At 69.5% G+C, this 19005-nt stretch carries 19 protein-coding genes and 2 tRNA genes; 16 read left to right on the top strand and 5 right to left on the bottom strand.

The window, feature by feature from the left end; genetic code table 11:
• Positions 1 to 59 precede the first annotated feature (59 nt).
• Positions 60 to 602, top strand: coding sequence for a hypothetical protein (locus EV376_RS29305; RefSeq protein ID WP_130328336.1), 543 nt, complete (start codon positions 60 to 62; stop codon positions 600 to 602).
• A 152-nt stretch (positions 603 to 754) separates the two neighbouring features.
• Here the strand turns inward: EV376_RS29305 and EV376_RS29300 are convergent, their stop codons facing one another.
• On the bottom strand, positions 755 to 1021 hold the full coding sequence (locus EV376_RS29300) for a hypothetical protein (RefSeq protein ID WP_130328335.1): 267 nt from the start codon (positions 1019 to 1021) through the stop codon (positions 755 to 757).
• 140 nt (positions 1022 to 1161) lie between these two features.
• Between EV376_RS29300 and metK the strand changes: the two genes are divergently transcribed.
• From metK to EV376_RS29280, 4 genes are read left to right on the top strand one after another with little or no spacing between them, the layout of a single operon-like run.
• On the top strand, positions 1162 to 2379 hold the full coding sequence (gene metK, locus EV376_RS29295; protein ID WP_130328923.1) for a methionine adenosyltransferase: 1218 nt from the start codon (positions 1162 to 1164) through the stop codon (positions 2377 to 2379).
• A complete protein-coding gene (locus tag EV376_RS29290) occupies positions 2379 to 2723 on the top strand; it encodes a DUF6059 family protein (RefSeq protein WP_130328334.1) in 345 nt (114 codons plus the stop codon). Before metK ends, EV376_RS29290 begins: the two co-directional genes overlap by 1 nt.
• Before the next feature lie 46 nt (positions 2724 to 2769).
• On the top strand, positions 2770 to 4233 hold the full coding sequence (gene ahcY / locus EV376_RS29285; RefSeq protein ID WP_130328333.1) for an adenosylhomocysteinase: 1464 nt from the start codon (positions 2770 to 2772) through the stop codon (positions 4231 to 4233).
• Positions 4234 to 4248: 15 nt separating this feature from the next.
• On the top strand, positions 4249 to 5253 hold the full coding sequence (locus EV376_RS29280; RefSeq protein WP_130328332.1) for a carbohydrate kinase family protein: 1005 nt from the start codon (positions 4249 to 4251) through the stop codon (positions 5251 to 5253).
• Positions 5254 to 5290: 37 nt separating this feature from the next.
• On the opposite strand, the gene EV376_RS29275 is transcribed toward EV376_RS29280, so the two are convergent.
• Positions 5291 to 5764, bottom strand: a complete 474-nt coding sequence (locus EV376_RS29275) for an SRPBCC family protein (protein WP_130328331.1) — start codon at positions 5762 to 5764, stop codon at positions 5291 to 5293.
• 203 nt (positions 5765 to 5967) lie between these two features.
• Between EV376_RS29275 and EV376_RS29270 the strand changes: the two genes are divergently transcribed.
• Entirely contained in the window at positions 5968 to 7305 is a 1338-nt protein-coding gene (locus tag EV376_RS29270) for a hypothetical protein (protein ID WP_130328330.1), read from the top strand.
• Between the two features lie 19 nt (positions 7306 to 7324).
• Here the strand turns inward: EV376_RS29270 and EV376_RS29265 are convergent, their stop codons facing one another.
• Positions 7325 to 7696 (bottom strand): DUF1801 domain-containing protein, encoded by a 372-nt coding sequence (locus EV376_RS29265; protein WP_130328329.1) that lies wholly within the window; start codon positions 7694 to 7696, stop codon positions 7325 to 7327.
• Between the two features lie 153 nt (positions 7697 to 7849).
• On the opposite strand from EV376_RS29265, the gene EV376_RS29260 reads away from it, so the two are divergent.
• The 3 genes from EV376_RS29260 to EV376_RS31165 all read left to right on the top strand — a co-directional run bounded on the left by EV376_RS29260 (position 7850) and on the right by EV376_RS31165 (position 10508).
• A complete protein-coding gene (locus EV376_RS29260; RefSeq protein WP_130328328.1) occupies positions 7850 to 8242 on the top strand; it encodes a YciI family protein in 393 nt (130 codons plus the stop codon).
• Positions 8239 to 9480: an RNA polymerase sigma factor gene (locus EV376_RS29255; protein WP_486482840.1), complete on the top strand. Its 1242-nt coding sequence runs from the start codon at positions 8239 to 8241 to the stop codon at positions 9478 to 9480. Before EV376_RS29260 ends, EV376_RS29255 begins: the two co-directional genes overlap by 4 nt.
• Positions 9481 to 10121: 641 nt before the next feature.
• Complete coding sequence (locus tag EV376_RS31165) at positions 10122 to 10508, top strand: DUF6578 domain-containing protein (protein ID WP_130328327.1); 387 nt, start codon at positions 10122 to 10124, stop codon at positions 10506 to 10508.
• Positions 10509 to 10674: 166 nt separating this feature from the next.
• Here EV376_RS31165 and EV376_RS29245 read toward each other — a convergent pair whose 3' ends face one another.
• On the bottom strand, positions 10675 to 11577 hold the full coding sequence (locus EV376_RS29245; protein WP_486482839.1) for an AraC family transcriptional regulator: 903 nt from the start codon (positions 11575 to 11577) through the stop codon (positions 10675 to 10677).
• Between the two features lie 79 nt (positions 11578 to 11656).
• On the opposite strand from EV376_RS29245, the gene EV376_RS29240 reads away from it, so the two are divergent.
• Positions 11657 to 12667 carry an alpha/beta fold hydrolase gene (locus EV376_RS29240; protein WP_130328326.1) on the top strand — a complete coding sequence of 337 codons (1011 nt, stop codon included), beginning with the start codon at positions 11657 to 11659 and terminating at the stop codon, positions 12665 to 12667.
• Positions 12668 to 13136: 469 nt separating this feature from the next.
• On the opposite strand, the gene EV376_RS29235 is transcribed toward EV376_RS29240, so the two are convergent.
• Positions 13137 to 13210, bottom strand: a tRNA-Gly gene (locus EV376_RS29235).
• A gap of 328 nt (positions 13211 to 13538) precedes the next feature.
• On the opposite strand from EV376_RS29235, the gene EV376_RS29230 reads away from it, so the two are divergent.
• The 6 genes from EV376_RS29230 (at position 13539) to EV376_RS29205 (ending at position 18994) form a co-directional block, all read left to right on the top strand.
• A tRNA-Pro gene (locus EV376_RS29230) sits at positions 13539 to 13612 on the top strand.
• 131 nt (positions 13613 to 13743) lie between these two features.
• Positions 13744 to 15090, top strand: coding sequence for a trigger factor (tig, locus tag EV376_RS29225; protein ID WP_165438139.1), 1347 nt, complete (start codon positions 13744 to 13746; stop codon positions 15088 to 15090).
• Between the two features lie 173 nt (positions 15091 to 15263).
• Positions 15264 to 15905 (top strand): ATP-dependent Clp protease proteolytic subunit, encoded by a 642-nt coding sequence (locus EV376_RS29220; RefSeq protein ID WP_130328324.1) that lies wholly within the window; start codon positions 15264 to 15266, stop codon positions 15903 to 15905.
• 14 nt (positions 15906 to 15919) lie between these two features.
• Positions 15920 to 16582, top strand: coding sequence for an ATP-dependent Clp protease proteolytic subunit (locus tag EV376_RS29215; RefSeq protein WP_130328323.1), 663 nt, complete (start codon positions 15920 to 15922; stop codon positions 16580 to 16582).
• Between the two features lie 207 nt (positions 16583 to 16789).
• The gene (clpX, locus tag EV376_RS29210; protein WP_130328322.1) at positions 16790 to 18079 is read left to right on the top strand and encodes an ATP-dependent Clp protease ATP-binding subunit ClpX; all 1290 of its coding nucleotides are present in this window, start codon (positions 16790 to 16792) and stop codon (positions 18077 to 18079) included.
• 117 nt (positions 18080 to 18196) lie between these two features.
• Positions 18197 to 18994 (top strand): carbon-nitrogen hydrolase family protein, encoded by a 798-nt coding sequence (locus tag EV376_RS29205; RefSeq protein WP_130328321.1) that lies wholly within the window; start codon positions 18197 to 18199, stop codon positions 18992 to 18994.
• The last annotated feature ends 11 nt before the right edge of the window (positions 18995 to 19005 follow it).

Below are 19005 nucleotides of genomic sequence, written 5' to 3'. Positions count from 1 at the left end.
CTACCCTCGATAGGCAGACGGGGCCCGCTGGTCCCGTCCGGTCCAGGGGAGGGGACGAGATGGCCGACCAGACGCAGCCGTGGGCGGAGCGGACCGTCGAGGTGCCGCCGCAATCGGGCGTCGGGGTGCCGCAGCAGCGGGACGCCTTCCGGCGGGGAGTGGCCCCGGTGGGGTCGTCCGGCACGAAACGAACGGAGCCGTTCCCCGTGGTCGAGGAACCCACCGGGCCGGGCTGGCCCGGATCGCCGGCCCCGCGTCGCCCGCTGAGCTGGCATGTCGCCCAGCTCCGCCGTGGCGGGGAGTGGAGCGCCGCCGGCGCGCTCTTCGCGTTCGTCTGTTGGGGCATCTGGGCGATCTCGGGCGGCGGCAACCTCGCCGCGCCCCTGCTGATCTTCGTACTGAGCCTGCTCGTCGCGGCCGGCCTGTTCGCCCTCGCGCGGCTCCTCGGCCGGGTGGTCCTGGAGCAGCGCCTGGGCCGGGTTCGGCGCAGCGCCCGCGGCGCGCACCTGGTGACGGCCATCTTCCTCGCCGGGCTCGGCGTCGCCTGGCTCCAGCAGACCGAGTGGGTCGTCTCGGTCTGGAACTGGATCACCAACAACTGACGGGTGGGCGGGGCACCGCCCCGCCCACCCGTCGCGTCCGGTCGCGGCAGGTCGCGACCACGTCGTCCGCCACCAGGTCGTCGGGCAGATACCCGGCCGGGCGCGGATCATCCCCGCCGCTGGATGGTCCCGGGCGGGCTTCCGCCGCCGGCTCAGTGCGTGCCGCCGTGCCCCTCGGCGTCGGCCCGGGGCGAGGCCACCCGGGCCGCCGGATCCTCGACGCCGGGCTCGCCGCCGTCCGGGGCGACCATGCCGTCGTAGGTGTAGACGGGCCCGCCCGCACCGTGCTGCTTCGTGGTCCGAACGTAGCGGTGCATCATGCCGTCGATCTCCACCTCGACCAGGGCGTCGCCGCCCGTGTCCTGGGTGCTGCCGTCGCGGGGGCCACCCACCAGGTGGGCCTTCGTGTTCGTGTCCATGTCGACGCGGGTTACCCGGGGCGGTCCGGTGCAAAACGGGCGGCTTGAGTCAGCGTTGACCGGACCTCGCGAGAATCGGCCGGCGTAGGAACCGGATCGCCGCACTCCGAGGAGTCCCCTTGACGTACGCATCGCTCTCGCTGGCTCCCGGCGGGCCGGCCGACCCGGCGGGCCGCCGGCTGTTCACGTCGGAGTCCGTCACGGAAGGCCACCCGGACAAGATCGCTGATCAGATCAGTGACGGGATTCTCGATGCGTTGTTGGCGGAGGATCCGCGGTCGCGGGTGGCCGTGGAGACGTTGATCACGACGGGTCAGGTGCATATTGCGGGTGAGGTGACGACGAGGGCGTACGCCGACATCCCGTCGATCGTGCGTCGGACGATCTTGGGGATTGGTTATGACTCGTCGAAGAAGGGTTTCGATGGGGCCTCGTGTGGGGTGAGTGTGTCGATCGGGGCGCAGTCGGCGGACATCGCGCAGGGGGTGGACAACGCCTTCGAGTTGCGTACGGGTGCGTCGGAGAGTGCGTTGGACGCGCAGGGTGCGGGCGATCAGGGGATGATGTTCGGTTTTGCGTGTTCGGAGACGCCGGAGTTGATGCCGTTGCCGATCGCGTTGGCGCATCGGTTGTCGCGGCGGTTGGCGCAGGTGCGTAAGGACGGGACGGTGCCGTATCTGCGGCCGGACGGTAAGACGCAGGTGACGATCGAGTATGAGGGTCTGCGTCCGGTGCGGTTGAACACGGTGGTGGTGTCGTCGCAGCACGCGGCGGATATCTCGTTGGAGTCGCTGTTGACGCCGGACGTGCGTGATCATGTGATCGCGCCGGAGGTGGAGAGTCTGGGTCTGGACACCGGGGGGTACCGGTTGTTGGTGAATCCGACGGGTCGGTTCGAGATCGGTGGTCCGATGGGGGATGCGGGGCTGACCGGTCGGAAGATCATCGTGGACACGTATGGCGGGTATGCGCGTCATGGTGGTGGGGCGTTTTCGGGTAAGGATCCGTCGAAGGTGGATCGGTCGGCGGCGTACGCGATGCGGTGGGTGGCGAAGACTGTGGTGGCGGCGGGGCTTGCGGAGCGGTGTGAGGCGCAGGTGGCGTACGCGATCGGTAAGGCGCATCCGGTGAGTTTGTTCATCGAGACGTTCGGTACGGAGACGGTGCCGGTGGAGCGGATCGAGAAGGCGGTCACGGAGGTGTTCGATCTGCGGCCGGCGGCGATCATTCGGGATCTGCATCTGTTGCGGCCGATCTACGCGCAGACCGCGGCGTACGGGCACTTCGGTCGGGAGTTGCCGGACTTCACGTGGGAGAGCACCGACCGCGCCACCGACCTCAAGAGCGCGGCGAGCTGATGGGCTGGTTCCGGCGCGTCCTGTCCGAGGTGGAACTCGGACTGAGCCTGGTGGGGGCGTCGTTCGCCGGGATCGACATCCGGGAGATCCTTCGCTCGGCCGGGCGGGGTGACCCGGTCGCGCAGGACGCCCCGGCCGACGACCGGCCGGGCACCGCCGGGCGGCCGTCGAACGGTGCGGCGGAGCCGCCTCCGCCCGGTGCCGGAGCCCCACGGCCGGCCCGCGCGGAAGCGCCCGGGCCGCCGGCCGCCGCGGAGCAACCGCCGCCCGGCCACCCGGAACGGCTCGTCCCCTACCAGCCGCTCACCGACGAGGAGCGGCGGCTCTGGTCCCAACTGCGGTGACCCGGACTCGTCGACAACCTGAGGACCGACAGTGAGGAGCCTGACCATGCCCGGAGTCGACACCCGGACGCGAACCACCGAGGACTTCAAGGTGGCGGATCTGTCGCTTGCTGAGTTTGGGCGTAAGGAGATCCGGCTTGCGGAGCATGAGATGCCGGGTTTGATGGCGATTCGTGCTGAGTTTGCTGAGGCGCAGCCGTTGGCGGGTGCGCGGGTCACGGGTTCGTTGCACATGACGGTTCAGACCGCGGTGTTGATTGAGACGTTGGTGGCGTTGGGTGCGCGGGTGCGGTGGGCGTCGTGCAACATTTTCTCCACCCAGGATCATGCGGCGGCGGCGGTCGTGGTCGGTCCGACCGGCACGCCGGAGGCTCCGGCGGGGGTTCCGGTGTATGCGTGGAAGGGTGAGTCGCTGGGCGAGTACTGGTGGTGCACGGAGCAGGTGCTCAGTTGGCCGGATGGGCAGGGTCCGAACATGATCCTCGATGATGGTGGGGACGCGACGCTGTTGGTGCACAAGGGGGCGGAGTTCGAGCGGGCGGGGGTGGTGCCGCCGGTGGAGTCGGCCGACTCGGAGGAGTACGCGGTCATTCTGGACCTGCTGCACCGCTCGCTGGCCGCCGATGGGCAGCGGTGGTCGCGGATCGCCGCGGGGATCCGGGGTGTGACGGAGGAGACCACCACCGGGGTGCACCGGTTGTATGAGATGCACCGGGCGGGCACGTTGTTGTTCCCGGCGATCAACGTGAACGATTCGGTGACGAAGAGCAAGTTCGACAACAAGTACGGCTGTCGGCATTCGTTGATCGATGGGATCAACCGGGCCACCGACACGTTGATCGGTGGGAAGCTCGCGGTGGTGATGGGTTACGGGGATGTGGGTAAGGGTTGCGCGGAGTCGTTGCGGGGGCAGGGCGCGCGGGTGGTGGTGACCGAGGTCGACCCGATCTGCGCGTTGCAGGCGGCGATGGACGGCTATCAGGTGGCGACCCTGGATGACGTGGTGGAGCAGGCGGATATCTTCGTCACCGCGACCGGCTGTTTCAATGTGATCACCAATGAGCACATGGCGCGGATGAAGCACCAGGCGATCGTGGGTAACATCGGGCACTTCGACAACGAGATCGACATGGCCGGTCTGGCCAAGCGTGCGGATGTGACCCGGGAGAACATCAAGCCGCAGGTCGACCTGTGGCGTTTCGCCGACGGGCACGCGGTGATCGTGTTGTCCGAGGGGCGGTTGTTGAACCTGGGCAACGCCACCGGCCACCCCAGCTTCGTGATGTCCAACTCGTTTGCGAATCAGACGATCGCGCAGATCGAGTTGTACACCAAGACCGACCAGTACCCCACCGGCGTGTACGTGCTGCCCAAACACCTCGACGAGAAGGTCGCCCGGCTGCACCTGGACGCCCTCGGCGCGAAACTGACCACCCTGACCAAGGAACAAGCCGCCTACCTCGGCGTGCCCCAGCAAGGCCCCTTCAAGCCCGACCACTACCGCTACTGACCGGGAGAAGCCGCCATGGGCGCCATCGCGGTCACCGGGTCCATCGCCACCGACCACCTCATGCGGTTCCCCGGGCGCTTCGTCGAGCAACTGCTCGCCGACCAGCTGCACCGGGTGTCGCTGTCCTTCCTCGTGGACGACCTGGTCGTCCGGCGCGGTGGCGTCGCGGCGAACATCGCGTACGGTCTCGGGCGGCTCGGCCTACGGCCCGTGCTGCTCGGCGCCGCCGGCACCGACTTCGCCGACTACCGCTCCTGGCTGGAACGGCACGGCGTCGACTGCGACTCGGTCCACATCAGCGCCGACGCGCACACCGCGCGGTTCGTCTGCACCACCGACTCCGACGAGTGCCAGATCGCGTCCTTCTATCCCGGGGCGATGGCCGAGGGGCACCGCGTCGAGATCGCCGCCGCGGCGGATCGGCGCGGCGGGCTCGACCTCGTCGTGGTCGCGGCCGACGACCCGGCGGCGATGCTCCGGCACACCGCCCGGTGCCGGGAGCTGGGCCTGCCGTTCGCCGCCGACCCGTCCCAGCAGCTCGCCCTGCTCTCCGGCGAACAGATCCGGCAGTTCGTCGACGGGGCGGACTTCCTGCTCACCAACGCCTACGAGAAGGATCTCCTGGAGTCGAAGACCGGCCTGACCGCCGCCCGGGTCCGGGAGCGCGTCCGGGTGCAGGTCACCACGCTCGGCGCCCGGGGCGTACGCATCACCGGCCGGACCACGCCCACGGTCGAGGTGCCCGCCGTGCCGGTGGCGTCGGTGGCCGACCCGACCGGCGGTGGCGACGCCTTCCGGTCCGGCTTCTTCGCCGCGCTGTCCTGGGGGCTCGGGCTGGAGCGGGCCGGGCAGGTCGGCAACGCGGTCGCCGCCTTCGCCGTGGAGGCCGTCGGCCCGCAGGAGTACCACCTCGACCGCGGCCACCTCGTCGAGCGGCTGGCCGGGGCGTACGGCGACCGCTGCGCCGAGGAGGTCACCGCCGCCTGGCCGACTCCCGCCGTGGCGGCGGGCATTCGCTGACCGACCCCGGGTTCCACCAACCCGGCCCGGCCACCCGTCATGCCGCGGCGGCTCGTGCTGCCGTCCGCTGCCAGTTGCGGAACACGAAGCGGTGCACCGCCTTCAACCCCACCCACAGCACCGGATACAGGGCGGTGTGCCACCGTCCGCGAACCGTCACCGTCGTGGTTCGGGTGATCCGCGTGCCGGAGCCCGCCGGGACCAGCTCGAAGACGTCCCCGAGCTGGTCGACGAAGCGGTGGAAGCAGAGGTCGGTCGACTCCATCTGGAACGACAACCCGGTCGGCGGCTCCCAACGGGTGATGCGCTGTCGTACCACACCCTGCTCGGAGTCGCACTGACGGCGCGCACCGACCCCGCCCGGACCGTCCGGCAGCCGGCAGGCGGTGGGCCGGGGCGCGCCCAGGCAGAACACCGGGCAGCGGGGACGCAGCTCCATCCGGGAATCGCACAGCACGGGCCACAACGCCTCCGGCGGGTGCGGCACCGACCAATGCGTACGAACCTTCATGTGCCCAGCGTAAGGCGTACTTGAGCGTTCGCTCAAGAGTCAGTCCGGCTCCGCATGGATGACCGCGAAGCTGAACCCGGTCGCTGCCGGTGACCGTCGCGCCGGCCGGCCGGCGCGTCACGGCGGGATGAGTACGCGTACCCAGCCCGGACCGGGTACGCAGCGGGCTGTCCCGTGTCATTCGTCGTGGCACGCTCGCCGACATGCGCGAGCTGAAGGCGTCGACCGCGACGGTGGTCGCGCTTCAACTGGGCGGCGTGTGGTCGCTGGGCGCGGTCGGGCTGCCCACCGTGCGGGGCGCCCTGCTGATCGCGGCTTTCGGTGGGGCGGGCACGTTCGGCGTCGTCGCTCTCGTCAGCCTGACGGCCGTCCTGGCGTACCTGATGGTGGTGATCGGTGCGACGCGCGCGGTGTCCCACCTGGGCGCGACCGGCGGGCGTCGCGTGCTGTGGGCGCTGCTCGTCCTGGTCGGGGGAACCGCCGGGTGGGCGCTGGGGTGGGCGGTCACCGACGTCGCCGGGCTCGGCGTCAGCCGCGACCCGCAGCTGACGTTCCTGCTCGGCGGGGTCCCCTTCGCCCTGGTGGCCGGGCTGCTGTTGCGCCTCCCGCGGATCAACGCCGTCGCGCTCGCTCTGGCGGTGCTGCTGGCCGGCGCGGGCGTGGCCGTACTGCGGCACGAGTGGCCGGACGAGTTCGAGGAGCGGCTATCGGCCAACCAGGTCAGCCGGGAAACGGCCTTCGCGGTCGCGATCCCCGGCTACCTGCCGAACGACAACCTCGACTACGGCAACGGGCTCGGCGGCGGAGGATTCCGCGTCGCGGATCCGGACGGCGTCCCAACCGATCGGTACGTCACCATCACCGTGCACGACCGCGTCGGTGCGAGCGAGTCCATGTGCGGACAGCCGACCGCCGAGGAGTCACGTCTGCGCTGGGGCGGGTGCACCGTCGAGCCGGACGGCCTGGTCTACCGGCACAACGAGATCGAGCACGGCTACCAGGTGCCGGTCGGGCGCCGGTACGTGACGGTCGTCGGGACCCCAGCGGTCGAGCGTGACCTGCTGCGGACCGCGGCGTCGAGTCTGCGCCCGGCCACCGCCGAGGAGCTGAGCGGCACGCAGCAGCTGGCCGACCGGATCTACGCGGCGACGGTTCCCGGCTACCGCGGGCAGGCGGCCGGGATTCCACCGGGCATGGTGTACGCGCCCGCCGACCACACCGGCAACGGGAGTCAGAGCGTCGCCATCTCGCTCTACGTGGCCTACGCGGACGGCGACAGCATCTGCTTCCGTACCGCCGAGTGCGTCCCGGACGGCGACGGCCTCACCTACATCCGGACCGAGGACGCCCACGGCTACGTGGTGCGCCGCGACCGGGTGAACGTGCGGGTGCTGGGTGGCCTGCGGGTCGACCGGTCGCTGTTGCGCCGGGCCGTCCAGGACGCCCGCCCGGCCACCGACGAGGAGCTGCGCCGGGCCCTTCCACCGGTCGAACCGCGCGAGCCGATCGACCATCTCCGGCGGTGGCTGCGGGCAGCCTAGCCGCGCGGCGCCGCTGGCTTCACATCCACAGCACGCCGTCGTCCTCGTGCTCGCGTATCCGAAATGCGATCATCCGGCGCAGCAGGTCGACCGGCACAGACTCGTCGTACGGGAGCTTGACGGTCCCCTTCCCGGTCGCGAAGCCGGCCAGGTCCGCATCGAATGCCGCACGGGTGCTGGGTGTGAACGCGACGTTCACGTGCCGGGCATGACCGCTGATCATGAAGAGGATCGTCCCGGACGGGTGCACCCAGGCCGGATGACCCCACTTGATCGCCCCGGTGGCCTCCGGAACCGCGCTGTCGGCCAGCGCGCGTAGCTCGTCGAGCATCTCCCGGTCCCGTCCGGCGAAGCCGGCGAGGTACTCGTCAACCGTCTGCGGCCTGCCCATGGCGCCAGTGTGGCCGATACTCGACGCACTGGGGAGCAGGACATCCCGCCCAGGGGCCACCTCTCCCAGCGACGATGTCGACATCACGGTGTGCTGTTCCGACGTTCCGGTGACGGCGGGAGAGGCCCGGCCGCGGAGCGAAAGCAGGAAATCATGAAGTACGTCCTCCTGATCCACTCGAACCCGCAGCCCTGGGGGCACCCCACTGGCGAGTACGTGGCCGAGTACCAGGCGCTGCCGGCCGAAGAGCGGGCCCGCTTCGACGAGGCGTTCGAGCGGGAACTCGCCCGCATGCAGGAGAACGGCGAGCTGGTCGGCGGCGAGGCACTGGCCGACGCCGCAGCCGCGCGGCTCTACCGGTGGGTGGCCGGCAAGCAGCAGGTGATCGACGGCCCGTACTCGGAGGCCAAGGAACATCTGGCCGGGTTCTTCCTCATCGATGTGGAGAGCCAGCAGCGCGCCGAGGAGGTGGCCGCGGCCTTCTCCGGCCCGGGCGAGACCGTGGAGCTGCGCCCCGTGATGTGGCCGGGCGGTCAGGAGGGTTGAGCACGGTGAGCCCCGTCGAGGAGGTGTGGCGTCGGGAAGCCTCCGCCGTGCTCGCCGCACTCCTCCGGCGGCACGGTGACCTCGGCGTCTGCGAGGACGCGGTCGCCGAGGCCACCGAGGCCGCGCTCGTGCAGTGGCCCGTCACGGGCACGCCGTACGACCCGCGTGCCTGGCTGGTCCGGGTGGCGTCCCGGCGCCTGGTCGACCGGATGCGCGCCGACGCGGCGCGATCGATCCGGGAGCATCGGGTGGCCTACGACCCGACCATCGGTGGCGGCTCCGCCGAGCACGTGACCGACGACCGGGACGTCGACGACGTCCTGCAGATGCTCTTCCTCTGCTGCCACCCCAGCCTGACCCGACGGTCCCAGGTCGCGCTGACCCTGCGGTCGGTGGCCGGACTGAGCGTGGAGCAGATCGCCGCCGCCCACCTCGTGCCCGCCCGGACGATGACCCAGCGGCTGACCCGGGCCCGGGTGACCCTGCGCCACGCCGGGGCCCGATTCTCTCCGCCCACCGCGCAGGAGCTGCCCGAGCGGGTGGCCGCGGTGCTGGACACCTGCTACCTGATGTTCAACGAGGGCTACACGTGCACGTCCGGGGACGCGCTCCTCGACGACGAGTTGTCGGGGGAGGCGATGCGGCTGACGCGCCTCATCGTGCGCGCATTCCCGGACCACGCCGAGGCCGCCGGGCTGCTGGCCCTGATGTTGCTCACCCGGGCCCGATCGGCGGCCCGGGTCGATGCCCGCGGCGACCTGATCCCGCTGGCGGAGCAGGACCGCCTCCAGTGGGATCCCCGCCTGGTCGCGGAGGGCACCGCACTGGTCGAGGCGACCCTGCGCCGCGGCCACCTCGGCCCCTACCAGGTGCAGGCCGCCATCGCCGCGGTGCACGCGGAGGCGACGTCGTACGCCGCGACCGACTGGATCCAGATCAGCCTGCTCTACGCCATCCTGCACGACCTGGCGCCGAGCCCGATGGTGACCCTCAACCGGTCCGTCGCCGTCGGTATGGCGTACGGGCCGGAGCAGGGCCTGGCGCTCCTCAGACCGCTCGGTTCCGACCCGGCCATGGCGCGGCACCACCGCTGGCACGCGGTGCGTGCCCACCTGTTGGAGCTGGCCGAGGATCCCGGGGCGGCCGACGCCTACCGCAGGGCGGCGGCCCTCACCAGGAGCAGACCTGAGCAGAGGTACCTCAACGCCCGGCTCCGCAGGCTCAGCCCCGAGGGCTGATCGTCGACATCGAGAGGATAGAACGGCCCAGGTGCCGCGATCATGCGGTTTACCTGGGCCTTGGTGGGTGGAGCGGGCGACGGGAATCGAACCCGCACCGTCAGTTTGGAAGCAACCAGTCGATCATCCCGGGTGGCTCCGGCCGGTCCCGCACGATGCCGTTGACCTGCTGTTTCGTCTCAGCTTCGTCCCGGCACGTCGCAGGGCCGGTCGGGCGATCCTGGACGGTTCCCTACCAAGACCCCTACCGCCGTCCCACCTAGTGTCGGTCGATGTCTGGTGGTTTCGGATGGTCCCACGACGAGGGCATCTGCGCCTACCGGTGCGATGTCGACCCGACGCATTGCTCAGCTCGCCCCTGGACCGCCATGACGAGTTCATCGGGCTGATCGAGGGTGCCGGGAACTACCTGATGCAGTGCCGCACGGCCGTGCGCGTGATCTGGTTGAGAGCGGTGACGTCAACGCGGAGACCTTCGACAACATCTCCAGCCTCACACTCTGCAGTGCCGGCGCCAGCCACAGGCGCTGCTCGACGATCTGGACCGCACGCCGTCGCCCTACCCCGGTCCCGGTAGCAGCCGCGACCACGCCTTGTCATCGGCAGGAGAGGACGGGATCGGGTCGAGTAAAAATGGCACTGTGGAGATCAGGGTCTGGGTGGATGACTGGCAGGTGCAGTGCTGCGGCGAGCCGTTTACGGTGGGCGATCGAGTCTCCTGGCGGCTACGAGATCTGGACCCCGAGTGGCCTGGGCTCGTGCTGGGGAGCGACCTGGCCCGTGGCGTTGACAAGGCCGAGGAACACCACGGAGGCGTGAGCGAGGATGCAGCCCTTGTCGTGGGGATCGTTGCTTCGGTCCATGCCGTGCACTGTCGGTATGCCCTGCTGCCTGACAAACCTCCCACTCACCTCTTCCCCGTGCCCGGATCCGGTGTCATGACCTCGGTTCGGTCCGCGGACGGATGGACTCCCGACCGCGGCGACCTCAAGTTCGCCGGATACGTGGTGCAGCTGACCGGCGAATAGAAAGGACGACCGACCCCGGCATCCGCACCATCTACAGCCACTACGCTGAGCCAGGTACCTCGACGTAGTGACCAGATCGCGGTGCCAGATGAGTGCGTACATGACCATGGTGTTCGGTGGTGCGGCGGCTCTCTCCGTGTCACGGGTGGGCGATGCCGGGAGGTCGTTACTGTGGCTGCGTGGGGGTGTGAGCGGCTGTGCGCTGACCCGCGTTGGGATCGGGCCAGGCGATGCTGTCAACGGCCAGCCATGGTTCGCCGATTGCGGCCGTCGGGGTCGATCCGGTGAACGCCGCGACGTCGCGATGGAGGTGGGACTGGTCGGAGTAGCCGCAATCGGCGGCGACTCGGGCTGCGTGTTCACCCGCGATCAGGCTGTGGATGGCGTGGTCGAAGCGGACCAGCTTCGCGGTGTGTTTGGGCGCTGCGCCGATCTGCGAGTGGAACCGGTACCACAAACGCTTACGACTCCAGCCGACCTCGGCCGCTAGCCGGTCGACCCGGGCTTGGCCACGACTGGCGAGGATCCGCTTCCAGGCCCAGGCCACCTCCGGATCCACTGGTGATCGTGCGGTACGCGACCAAGCCTGCCACTGGTCGGCGAGCAACGCGTCGACCAACGCGAACCGGTCCTTCCACGACGAGGCGTTGCACAGTTGCTCACGTACCTGCGACGCCTGCCGCCCCCACACGTCGTCCAGGGTCACTACGGCACCGTTCAGGTCGCCCGGCGACACGCCGAGAATGGGGCGAGCGATGGTCGGGGACAGGCGTACCTGCACAGCCTCGAAATTCTCGCCGCGCACCCAGAGCGTGTCGGATCCGAATCCGAGCCCGGCGACGAGACTTCCCTGTTGTTGCCGCCCTGCGGCATCGTCCACGATGAGCGGGCCGGAGCCGAACTCCAGGGCCAGCGTCACCGCGGGGTGTGGGATCACCCGCTGGCCGACTGCGGTCACGCCGCGATCACGAAATCCGGCCATGCGGACACCGGCCACCCGGCTAGGCCGGGCCGCGTGGGTGACCTCCCAGAGGGGCACATCGCCACGTCCGGGAACGGTGGAAGGCATCCATCGGATGCTACGCGGGCCGGTCGACCGGAACATTTGTTCAAGCCAGCGGTTCCGCAGGGCAACGACACTGGGGCTCATGACGGCATCGCCAGCTTCCGGCAATCAGATCGACGAGGCTGACCCGTGCTCGGCCGACCAGGAACCGCGTGGGAGTCGAGCCCGCCGGCGACGCCGCATCATCGCCTCGACAATCCTGCTCACGGTCGTTGGATTGCTCCTGACGAACGCGGCAATGGTGAGCTGGCAGACTGCCCCTGCCACCGGAAACTCGACCCTGCATCTCGACGGCGGCGACATCAACGTCAGCCAGGACGGCCCCCGCGACGCCCCGGCACTCGTGCTGATCCACGGGCTCGGTGCCTCGACCGAGTGGTGGAGTCCGGTAGTCCCGACGCTGGCAACGTCCTATCGTGTCATCCGAATCGACCTGCTCGGACATGGCCAGTCCGCCAAACCGGCCGGTGATGGCTATGCGATCCCAGACCAAGGACGCCGTGTCGGGCAGGCACTGGACCAGCTCGGCATCGAACACGCCATACTGATCGGCCACTCCACCGGCGGCTACGTCGCCACCGCGCTCGCTGAGCACCGCAGCGACCTGGTGACCGCGCTCGCGCTCATCAACACCGGACCTCGCCTGGACGCCTTCATCTCGGACGGGCCGGTGGGCAAGCTCGTCTTCGCCCCTGTGCTGGGACAACTACTGTGGCGACTTCGGACCGATGGGATTCTGCGCCGAGGCCTGAGCACCGCGTTCGCGCCCGGCTTCCACGTCCCGCAGCAGCTCGTGGACGACGCGCGCAACATGACCTACCACGCGCTCACGGCGACATCGCAGGCGTCCGACGACTATCTGACCCAACGACCACTTCCGGATCGGCTTACGGGCCTCGGTAAACCACTGCTGGTCATTTTCGGCGAGCTCGACCAGAGGTGGCGATCCTCATCAGCGGCATCGTACCGCTCCATCACAGGTGCGAAAGTCGAGTTGGTGACCGGTGTCGGCCATTCACCCATGCTCGAAGATCCTCCCCGAACAGCCGGACTTCTCCTCAGCTTCATTCGTCCCGTGTCAGGCGGGCAGTGAAATGCCCGAGCCATAGATCCCCACGCGGCGACTCACGCGAGGTGCACGCTCATCGGCATGAGCGGATGCTCCGTGTGGGACTTCGGCCGTGGAGTGGTTCGTCTGCGGCGTGCTGCGGGAGTGGTTGACTCTTGTTCGGCCGCAGTCTTGGTAGCCTCAGTGAGGGCTGGTAACCGGCCGCGGCTGTGGGCGGTTGTGCCGGGTCGGGCGCTCTGGCGGTGGAGCGACGCTTGCCGGGGCTCCTTCGGGTGTGATGGCTTGGCCGTCAGTTTTTCGCTCTGATGGCGGTCCATTCCCGGCGTCATGACGCCTGTTCTGTCCGGTTATGTCAAATCTCTGCGCTCCTCCATTGCTCCCGGTTGGTGTCTGGCTGGAAGACTCCGGAGGCGGTCCCTACCAAGATCCCTACCAAATGATCGTCCTGATTGGACGGAAGTGAAGATCAAGAGGTATCTGAGCAGGGCAAACGTGGAGCGGGCGACGGGAATCGAACCCGCACCGTCAGTTTGGAAGACTGAAGCTCTGCCATTGAGCTACGCCCGCGCGCGTCTCCGGCTGACCGGGACGCGCCGACAGCGTACCTAATCCCTCCGCCGGCCGCGCAGGTGCGCTCGCCGCGCCGCCCGCGGCGTCAAGATCCGCATACTTTCCGGGAAGTTGTCCCCGCACCCGACGGCCGAGACCACCCTTTCCCCGAAGTTGCGGCCTCGCGGCCCGGGCGGCCGCCGGAGGGTGCGGCCTCGCGGTCCGGGGGCGGCCGCCGGAGGGTGCGGGCCTCGCGGCCCGGCGCGGTGCCCGGCCGGGGGACACGCGGTCGGGGACGCCCCGGGAGACGCCCGGTGGGCACCGACGGCATAGACTGCTTCCGCCACGGGGTGTGGCGCAGCTTGGTAGCGCACTCGCTTTGGGAGCGAGGGGCCGTGGGTTCAAATCCCGCCACCCCGACTGTCGTCCGCGGCCGGGCAGCCCCGGGAACGTCGGTTACCGGGCGCTGCCGGCCGGTCGTGCCGGCTCACCTACACTCGATGGGCTGTGAGAGCGCCCAGACCAACCGAGATCCGTCAAGGAGTACGCCTGTGAAGAGCACCGTCGAGACTCTGAGCCCGACGCGCGTGCGGCTCGCCATCGAGGTGCCGTTCGTCGAGCTCGAGCCGAGCCTCAAGAAGGCGTACCGGGAGATCGGCCAGCAGGTCCAGGTTCCCGGGTTCCGCCGGGGCAAGGTTCCCGCCGCCGTGATCGACCAGCGGGTCGGCCGGGGCACGGTCCTCAACGAGGCCGTGCAGGAGGCCATCCCGCAGAACATCCTGGCCGCGGTCCGCGAGCACGACCTGAAGACGCTGGGCCGTCCCGAGGTCGAGATCACCGAGTTCGCCGACGGCGACTCGCTGAACTTCACCGCCGAGGTCGACGTCCGTCCGGAGATCAGCCTGCCCGACCTGGCCACCATCGAGGTGACGGTCGACGAGCTGCAGATCGACGACAGCGAGATCGACGCTCAGGTGAGCAGCCTGCGCGAGCGGTTCGCGACGCTCAAGACCGTCGAGCGGGCCGCCGCCGAGGGCGACTACGTGCAGATCGATCTGAACGCCACGGTCGACGGCGAGGAGGTGCCGGGCGGCTCGGCGAGCAACATCTCGCACGAGGTCGGCAGCAAGCAGCTCCTGCCGGGCCTGGACGAGGCGCTCGTCGGTCTGGCCGCCGGCGAGAGCGCCACCTTCACCACCCAGCTCGTCGGGGGCGACTACGCCGGCCGGGACGCCGAGGTGTCGGTGACCGTCCGCACGGTCAAGGAGAAGGAGCTCCCCGAGTTGGACGACGAGTTCGCCCAGCTGGCGAGCGAGTTCGACACCATGGCGGAGCTGCGCGAGGACCTGCGCGAGCGGGTGACCCGGGGCAAGCGGGTCGAGCAGATCTACGCCGCCCGGGACAAGGCCCTCGAGCAGCTCGTCGAGGCCGCCGGGGTGCCGGCGCCGGAGGGTGTCGTCCAGGAGGAGGTCGAGAGCCGCAAGGCGGCGATGGTCGACCAGCTCGAGCGCATCGGCGCCTCGCTGGAGGAGTACCTCGCGGCCGAGGAGAAGACCGAGGAGCAGATCGATGCCGAGCTGACCGAGGCCGCCACCCAGGGGGTCAAGATCCAGCTCCTGCTGGACACCGTCGCCGACGCCGAGGACACCCAGGTCTCCGACGACGAGTTCGGCCACGAGATCGTGCACCGGGCCCAGCGCGCCGGGATGGCGCCGCAGCAGTACTACGACCAGCTCGTCCGCTCCGGCGCGGCGGGCGCCGTCTACGGCGACGTCCGGCGGGGCAAGGCGCTGGCCTCGATCATGGAGCGCATCACGATCAAGGACGCCGCCGGCAACGAGGTCAACCTCGACGCCCTGCGCGCCGAGAGCGAGGCCGAGCACGACCACGAGCACTGACCGTCGGGGTTCGGCCGCCGTCCTTCCCGCCGGGTCGGACGGCGGCCGAAACCCGTTTCCGGGTACGTCCCGACGGAGGCTGCGCTGAGAGCGAACAGTGCCCCGACCGGGACTCTGCCGTGCGGCTGAGCGGTTAGTGTCGGGGAGGACGGTACGGAGAGCGAAGGGCTGCCATGACCGACATGCACATCCCAGCGACGCCGCTCCGGGCGATCGAAGCCCGAGGTGGCGACAACATTGGCAACCTCGACGACTCGGTCTACAACCGGTTGCTCAAGGAGCGGATCATCTTCCTGGGCAGCGAGGTGACCGACCAGGTCGCCAACCGCATCTGCGCGCAGCTGCTGCTGCTCGCCGCGGAGGACCCGGACCGCGACATCAACCTCTGGATCAACTCGCCGGGTGGGTCCGTCTACTCCGGCATGGCGATCTACGACACGATGCAGTTCATCGACAACGACGTGTCGACCGTGGCGATGGGCATGGCGGCCTCGATGGGCCAGCTGCTGCTCTGCGCGGGCACCAAGGGCAAGCGGTACGCCCTGCCGCACGCGCGGATCATGATGCACCAGCCGTCGGGCGGCATGGGTGGCACCGCTTCCGACATCGCCATCCAGGCGGAGCAGATGCTCTACACCAAGCGGATGTTCCAGGAGCGGGTCGCCTTCCACACCGGCCAGAGCCAGGCGCAGATCGAGGCGGATTCGGACCGGGACCGCTGGTTCACCGCCCAGGAAGCCATGGACTACGGCTTCATCGACAAGGTGATCACCGGAGCCGCCCAGGTTCCGGAAGGCGCCGGGACCCTGAGCTGAGCGAGGAGCTGACGATGACCGACCTGAGCCTGCCGCCCCAGTTCGCGGCCGTGCACAACCGCTACGTCCTGCCGTCGTTCGTCGAGCGCACGTCGTACGGGGTGAAGGAGTCCAACCCGTACAACAAGCTCTTCGAGGACCGGATCATCTTCCTCGGGGTCCAGGTTGACGACGCGTCGGCCAACGACGTGATGGCCCAGCTGCTCACGCTCGAGGGCACGGATCCGGACCGCGACATCATCATGTACATCAACTCGCCCGGTGGGTCGTTCACGGCCATGACGGCGATCTACGACACCATGCAGTACGTCCGGCCGGACATCCAGACGGTCTGCCTGGGCCAGGCGGCCAGCGCGGCGGCGGTGCTGCTGTCGGCGGGCACGCCGGGCAAGCGGATGGCCCTGCCGAACTCGCGGATAATCATCCACCAGCCGGCCACCGAGGGCGGCTACGGCCAGGGCTCGGACATCGAGATCCAGGCCCGCGAGATCCTGCGGATGCGTACGCAGCTGGAGGAGATGCTCTCCCGGCACTGCAACCAGCCGGTCGAGAAGGTCCGGAAGGACATCGACCGTGACAAGATCATGACGGCTGAGGAGGCCCGCGAGTACGGGCTGGTCGACACCATCCTCACCAGCCGTAAGAAGGGTCTGCTGGCGGCCAACGCCGCCAGCTGAGCCGCACCGGGTCGGAGGTCGGTCGGGCGTCGCTCCTGGCCGACCTCTGACACACCCGTTTTGGGGGTCGGAGAAACCGGCGCCAGCGGGTAACGTCGGGTCTGTACCGCTTCGCTGGTTCCGCCGGCGGGGTAACAGAGACGGGCGGCGCGCAGCGTCCGCAGGTCATGGCCGGGTCCCCGGCCGATGAGTGCAGGGAGAACGTAGGTGGCACGGATCGGTGACGGCGGCGACCTACTGAAGTGCTCCTTCTGCGGCAAGTCGCAGAAGCAGGTCAAGAAGCTCATCGCGGGCCCCGGGGTCTATATCTGCGACGAGTGCATCGATCTCTGTAACGAGATCATCGAGGAGGAGCTGGCCGAGTCCGGCGAGGTGAAGTGGGAAGAGCTTCCCAAGCCGATGGAGATCTGCCAGTTCCTCGACAACTACGTCGTCGGCCAGGACCAGGCCAAGAAGGCGCTCGCCGTCGCGGTCTACAACCACTACAAGCGGATCCAGGCCGAGGCCTCCGGCGCCCCCGGCACTGACAGCGTCGAGCTGGCGAAGTCCAACATCCTGCTCCTCGGCCCGACCGGGTGCGGCAAGACCCACCTCGCGCAGACCCTGGCTCGGATGCTCAACGTTCCGTTCGCCATCGCGGACGCCACGGCGCTGACCGAGGCCGGCTACGTCGGCGAGGACGTGGAGAACATCCTCCTCAAGCTGATCCAGGCCGCCGACTACGACATCAAGCGCGCCGAGACCGGGATCATCTACATCGACGAGGTCGACAAGATCGCGCGCAAGTCGGAGAATCCGTCGATCACCCGGGACGTGTCCGGCGAGGGTGTCCAGCAGGCCCTGCTCAAGATGCTGGAGGGGACGGTCGCGAACGTGCCGCCCCAGGGCGGCCGCAAGCACCCGCACCAGGAGTTCATCCAGATCGACACGACCAACGTGCTCTTCATCTGCGGCGGCGCGTTCGCCGGCCTGGATCAGATCATCGAGGCGCGCACCGGCCACGGCGGCACCGGCTTCGGCGCCCGCCTGCGGTCGGTCTCGGAGCGCTCGACCGACGACATCTTCAGCCAGGTGATGCCGGAGGACATGCTGAAGTTCGGCCTGATCCCCGAGTTCATCGGCCGGCTTCCGGTGATCACCAATGTCCGCAGCCTCGACCGCACCGCCCTGGTCCGGATCCTCACCGAGCCCCGGAACGCCCTCGTCCGGCAGTACCAGCGTCTCTTCGAGCTCGACGGCGTCGAGCTCGAGTTCGACGAGTCGGCCCTGGAGGCGATCGCCGACCAGGCCATGCTCCGCGGCACCGGTGCCCGCGGCCTTCGCGCGATCATGGAAGAGGTCCTGCTCTCCGTGATGTACGAGGTGCCGAGCAACCCCGACGCCGCCCGCGTGCTGATCACCCGCGAGGTCGTCCTGGAGAACGTCAACCCGACGATCGTTCCCCGGGAGTTCACCGGCCGGCGGGCCCGCCGGGACCGCGAGGAGAAGTCGGCCTGACCGACGCCGCCGAGCGCGCTTGCGGGTGGCTCGGTCGGCGCCGGGCCCGCCGGACCGGCGGCCGCCACGGAGGTTGGCCGCTGTCGCGGGGCCGCTTCCGCCCGTACCCTGATCACCATGCGTGTCGCCGTCTGCCAGCTCAACGCCCGGGACGACCGCAAGGCGAACCTCGCGGGCGCGGAGGCCCTCCTGGAGCGTGCCGCCGCGGCCGGCGCCGACCTGGCCGTCCTGCCGGAGTACGTCGACTACCTCGGCCCGGCCGCCGGGCTGCCCACCCCCGAGGCGATCGACGGGGAGGTCGGGCAGTTCTTCGCCGGCGTGGCGCAGCGGCTCGGCATGTGGGTCGTCGCCGGGTCGGTCCACGAGCGCGGTCCGGATCCGCAGCACACGTACAACACCTCGCTGGTGTTCGACCGGTCCGGCACGCTCGCCGCCACCTACCGCAAGATCCACCTGTACGACGTGGAGATCCCCGGCCGCGTCTCGTACCTCGAATCCAGCACGGTCGCTGCCGGCTCCCAACCGGTCGTCGTCGACGTGGAGGGGGTGCGGGTCGGCCTGTCCATCTGCTACGACCTGCGCTTCCCCGAGCTGTACCGCCAGCTGGCCACGGACGGCGGAGCGCACCTGCTGCTCGTTCCGGCGGCCTTCATGCTGCACACCGGGCGGGACCACTGGGAGGTGTTGCTGCGCGCGCGGGCCATCGAGAACCAGTGCTTCGTGGCGGCAGCCGGGCAGACGGGCGACCACGAGCCCCGGCGGACGTGCTTCGGGCGGAGCATGGTTATCGATCCCTGGGGGCTGGTGCTCACGCAGCTCCCCGACGGTACGGGTGTCGCCACCGCGGATCTCGACCTGGACCGGCTGCGTACCATCCGTGCCGAGCTTCCGAGCCTGGCCAACCGCCGGCTCTAGGCCGGGTCGCG

The sequence above is a fragment of the Micromonospora sp. CNZ295 genome (assembly GCF_004217535.1).
This window is presented reverse-complemented; position numbering and strand designations above follow the sequence as displayed.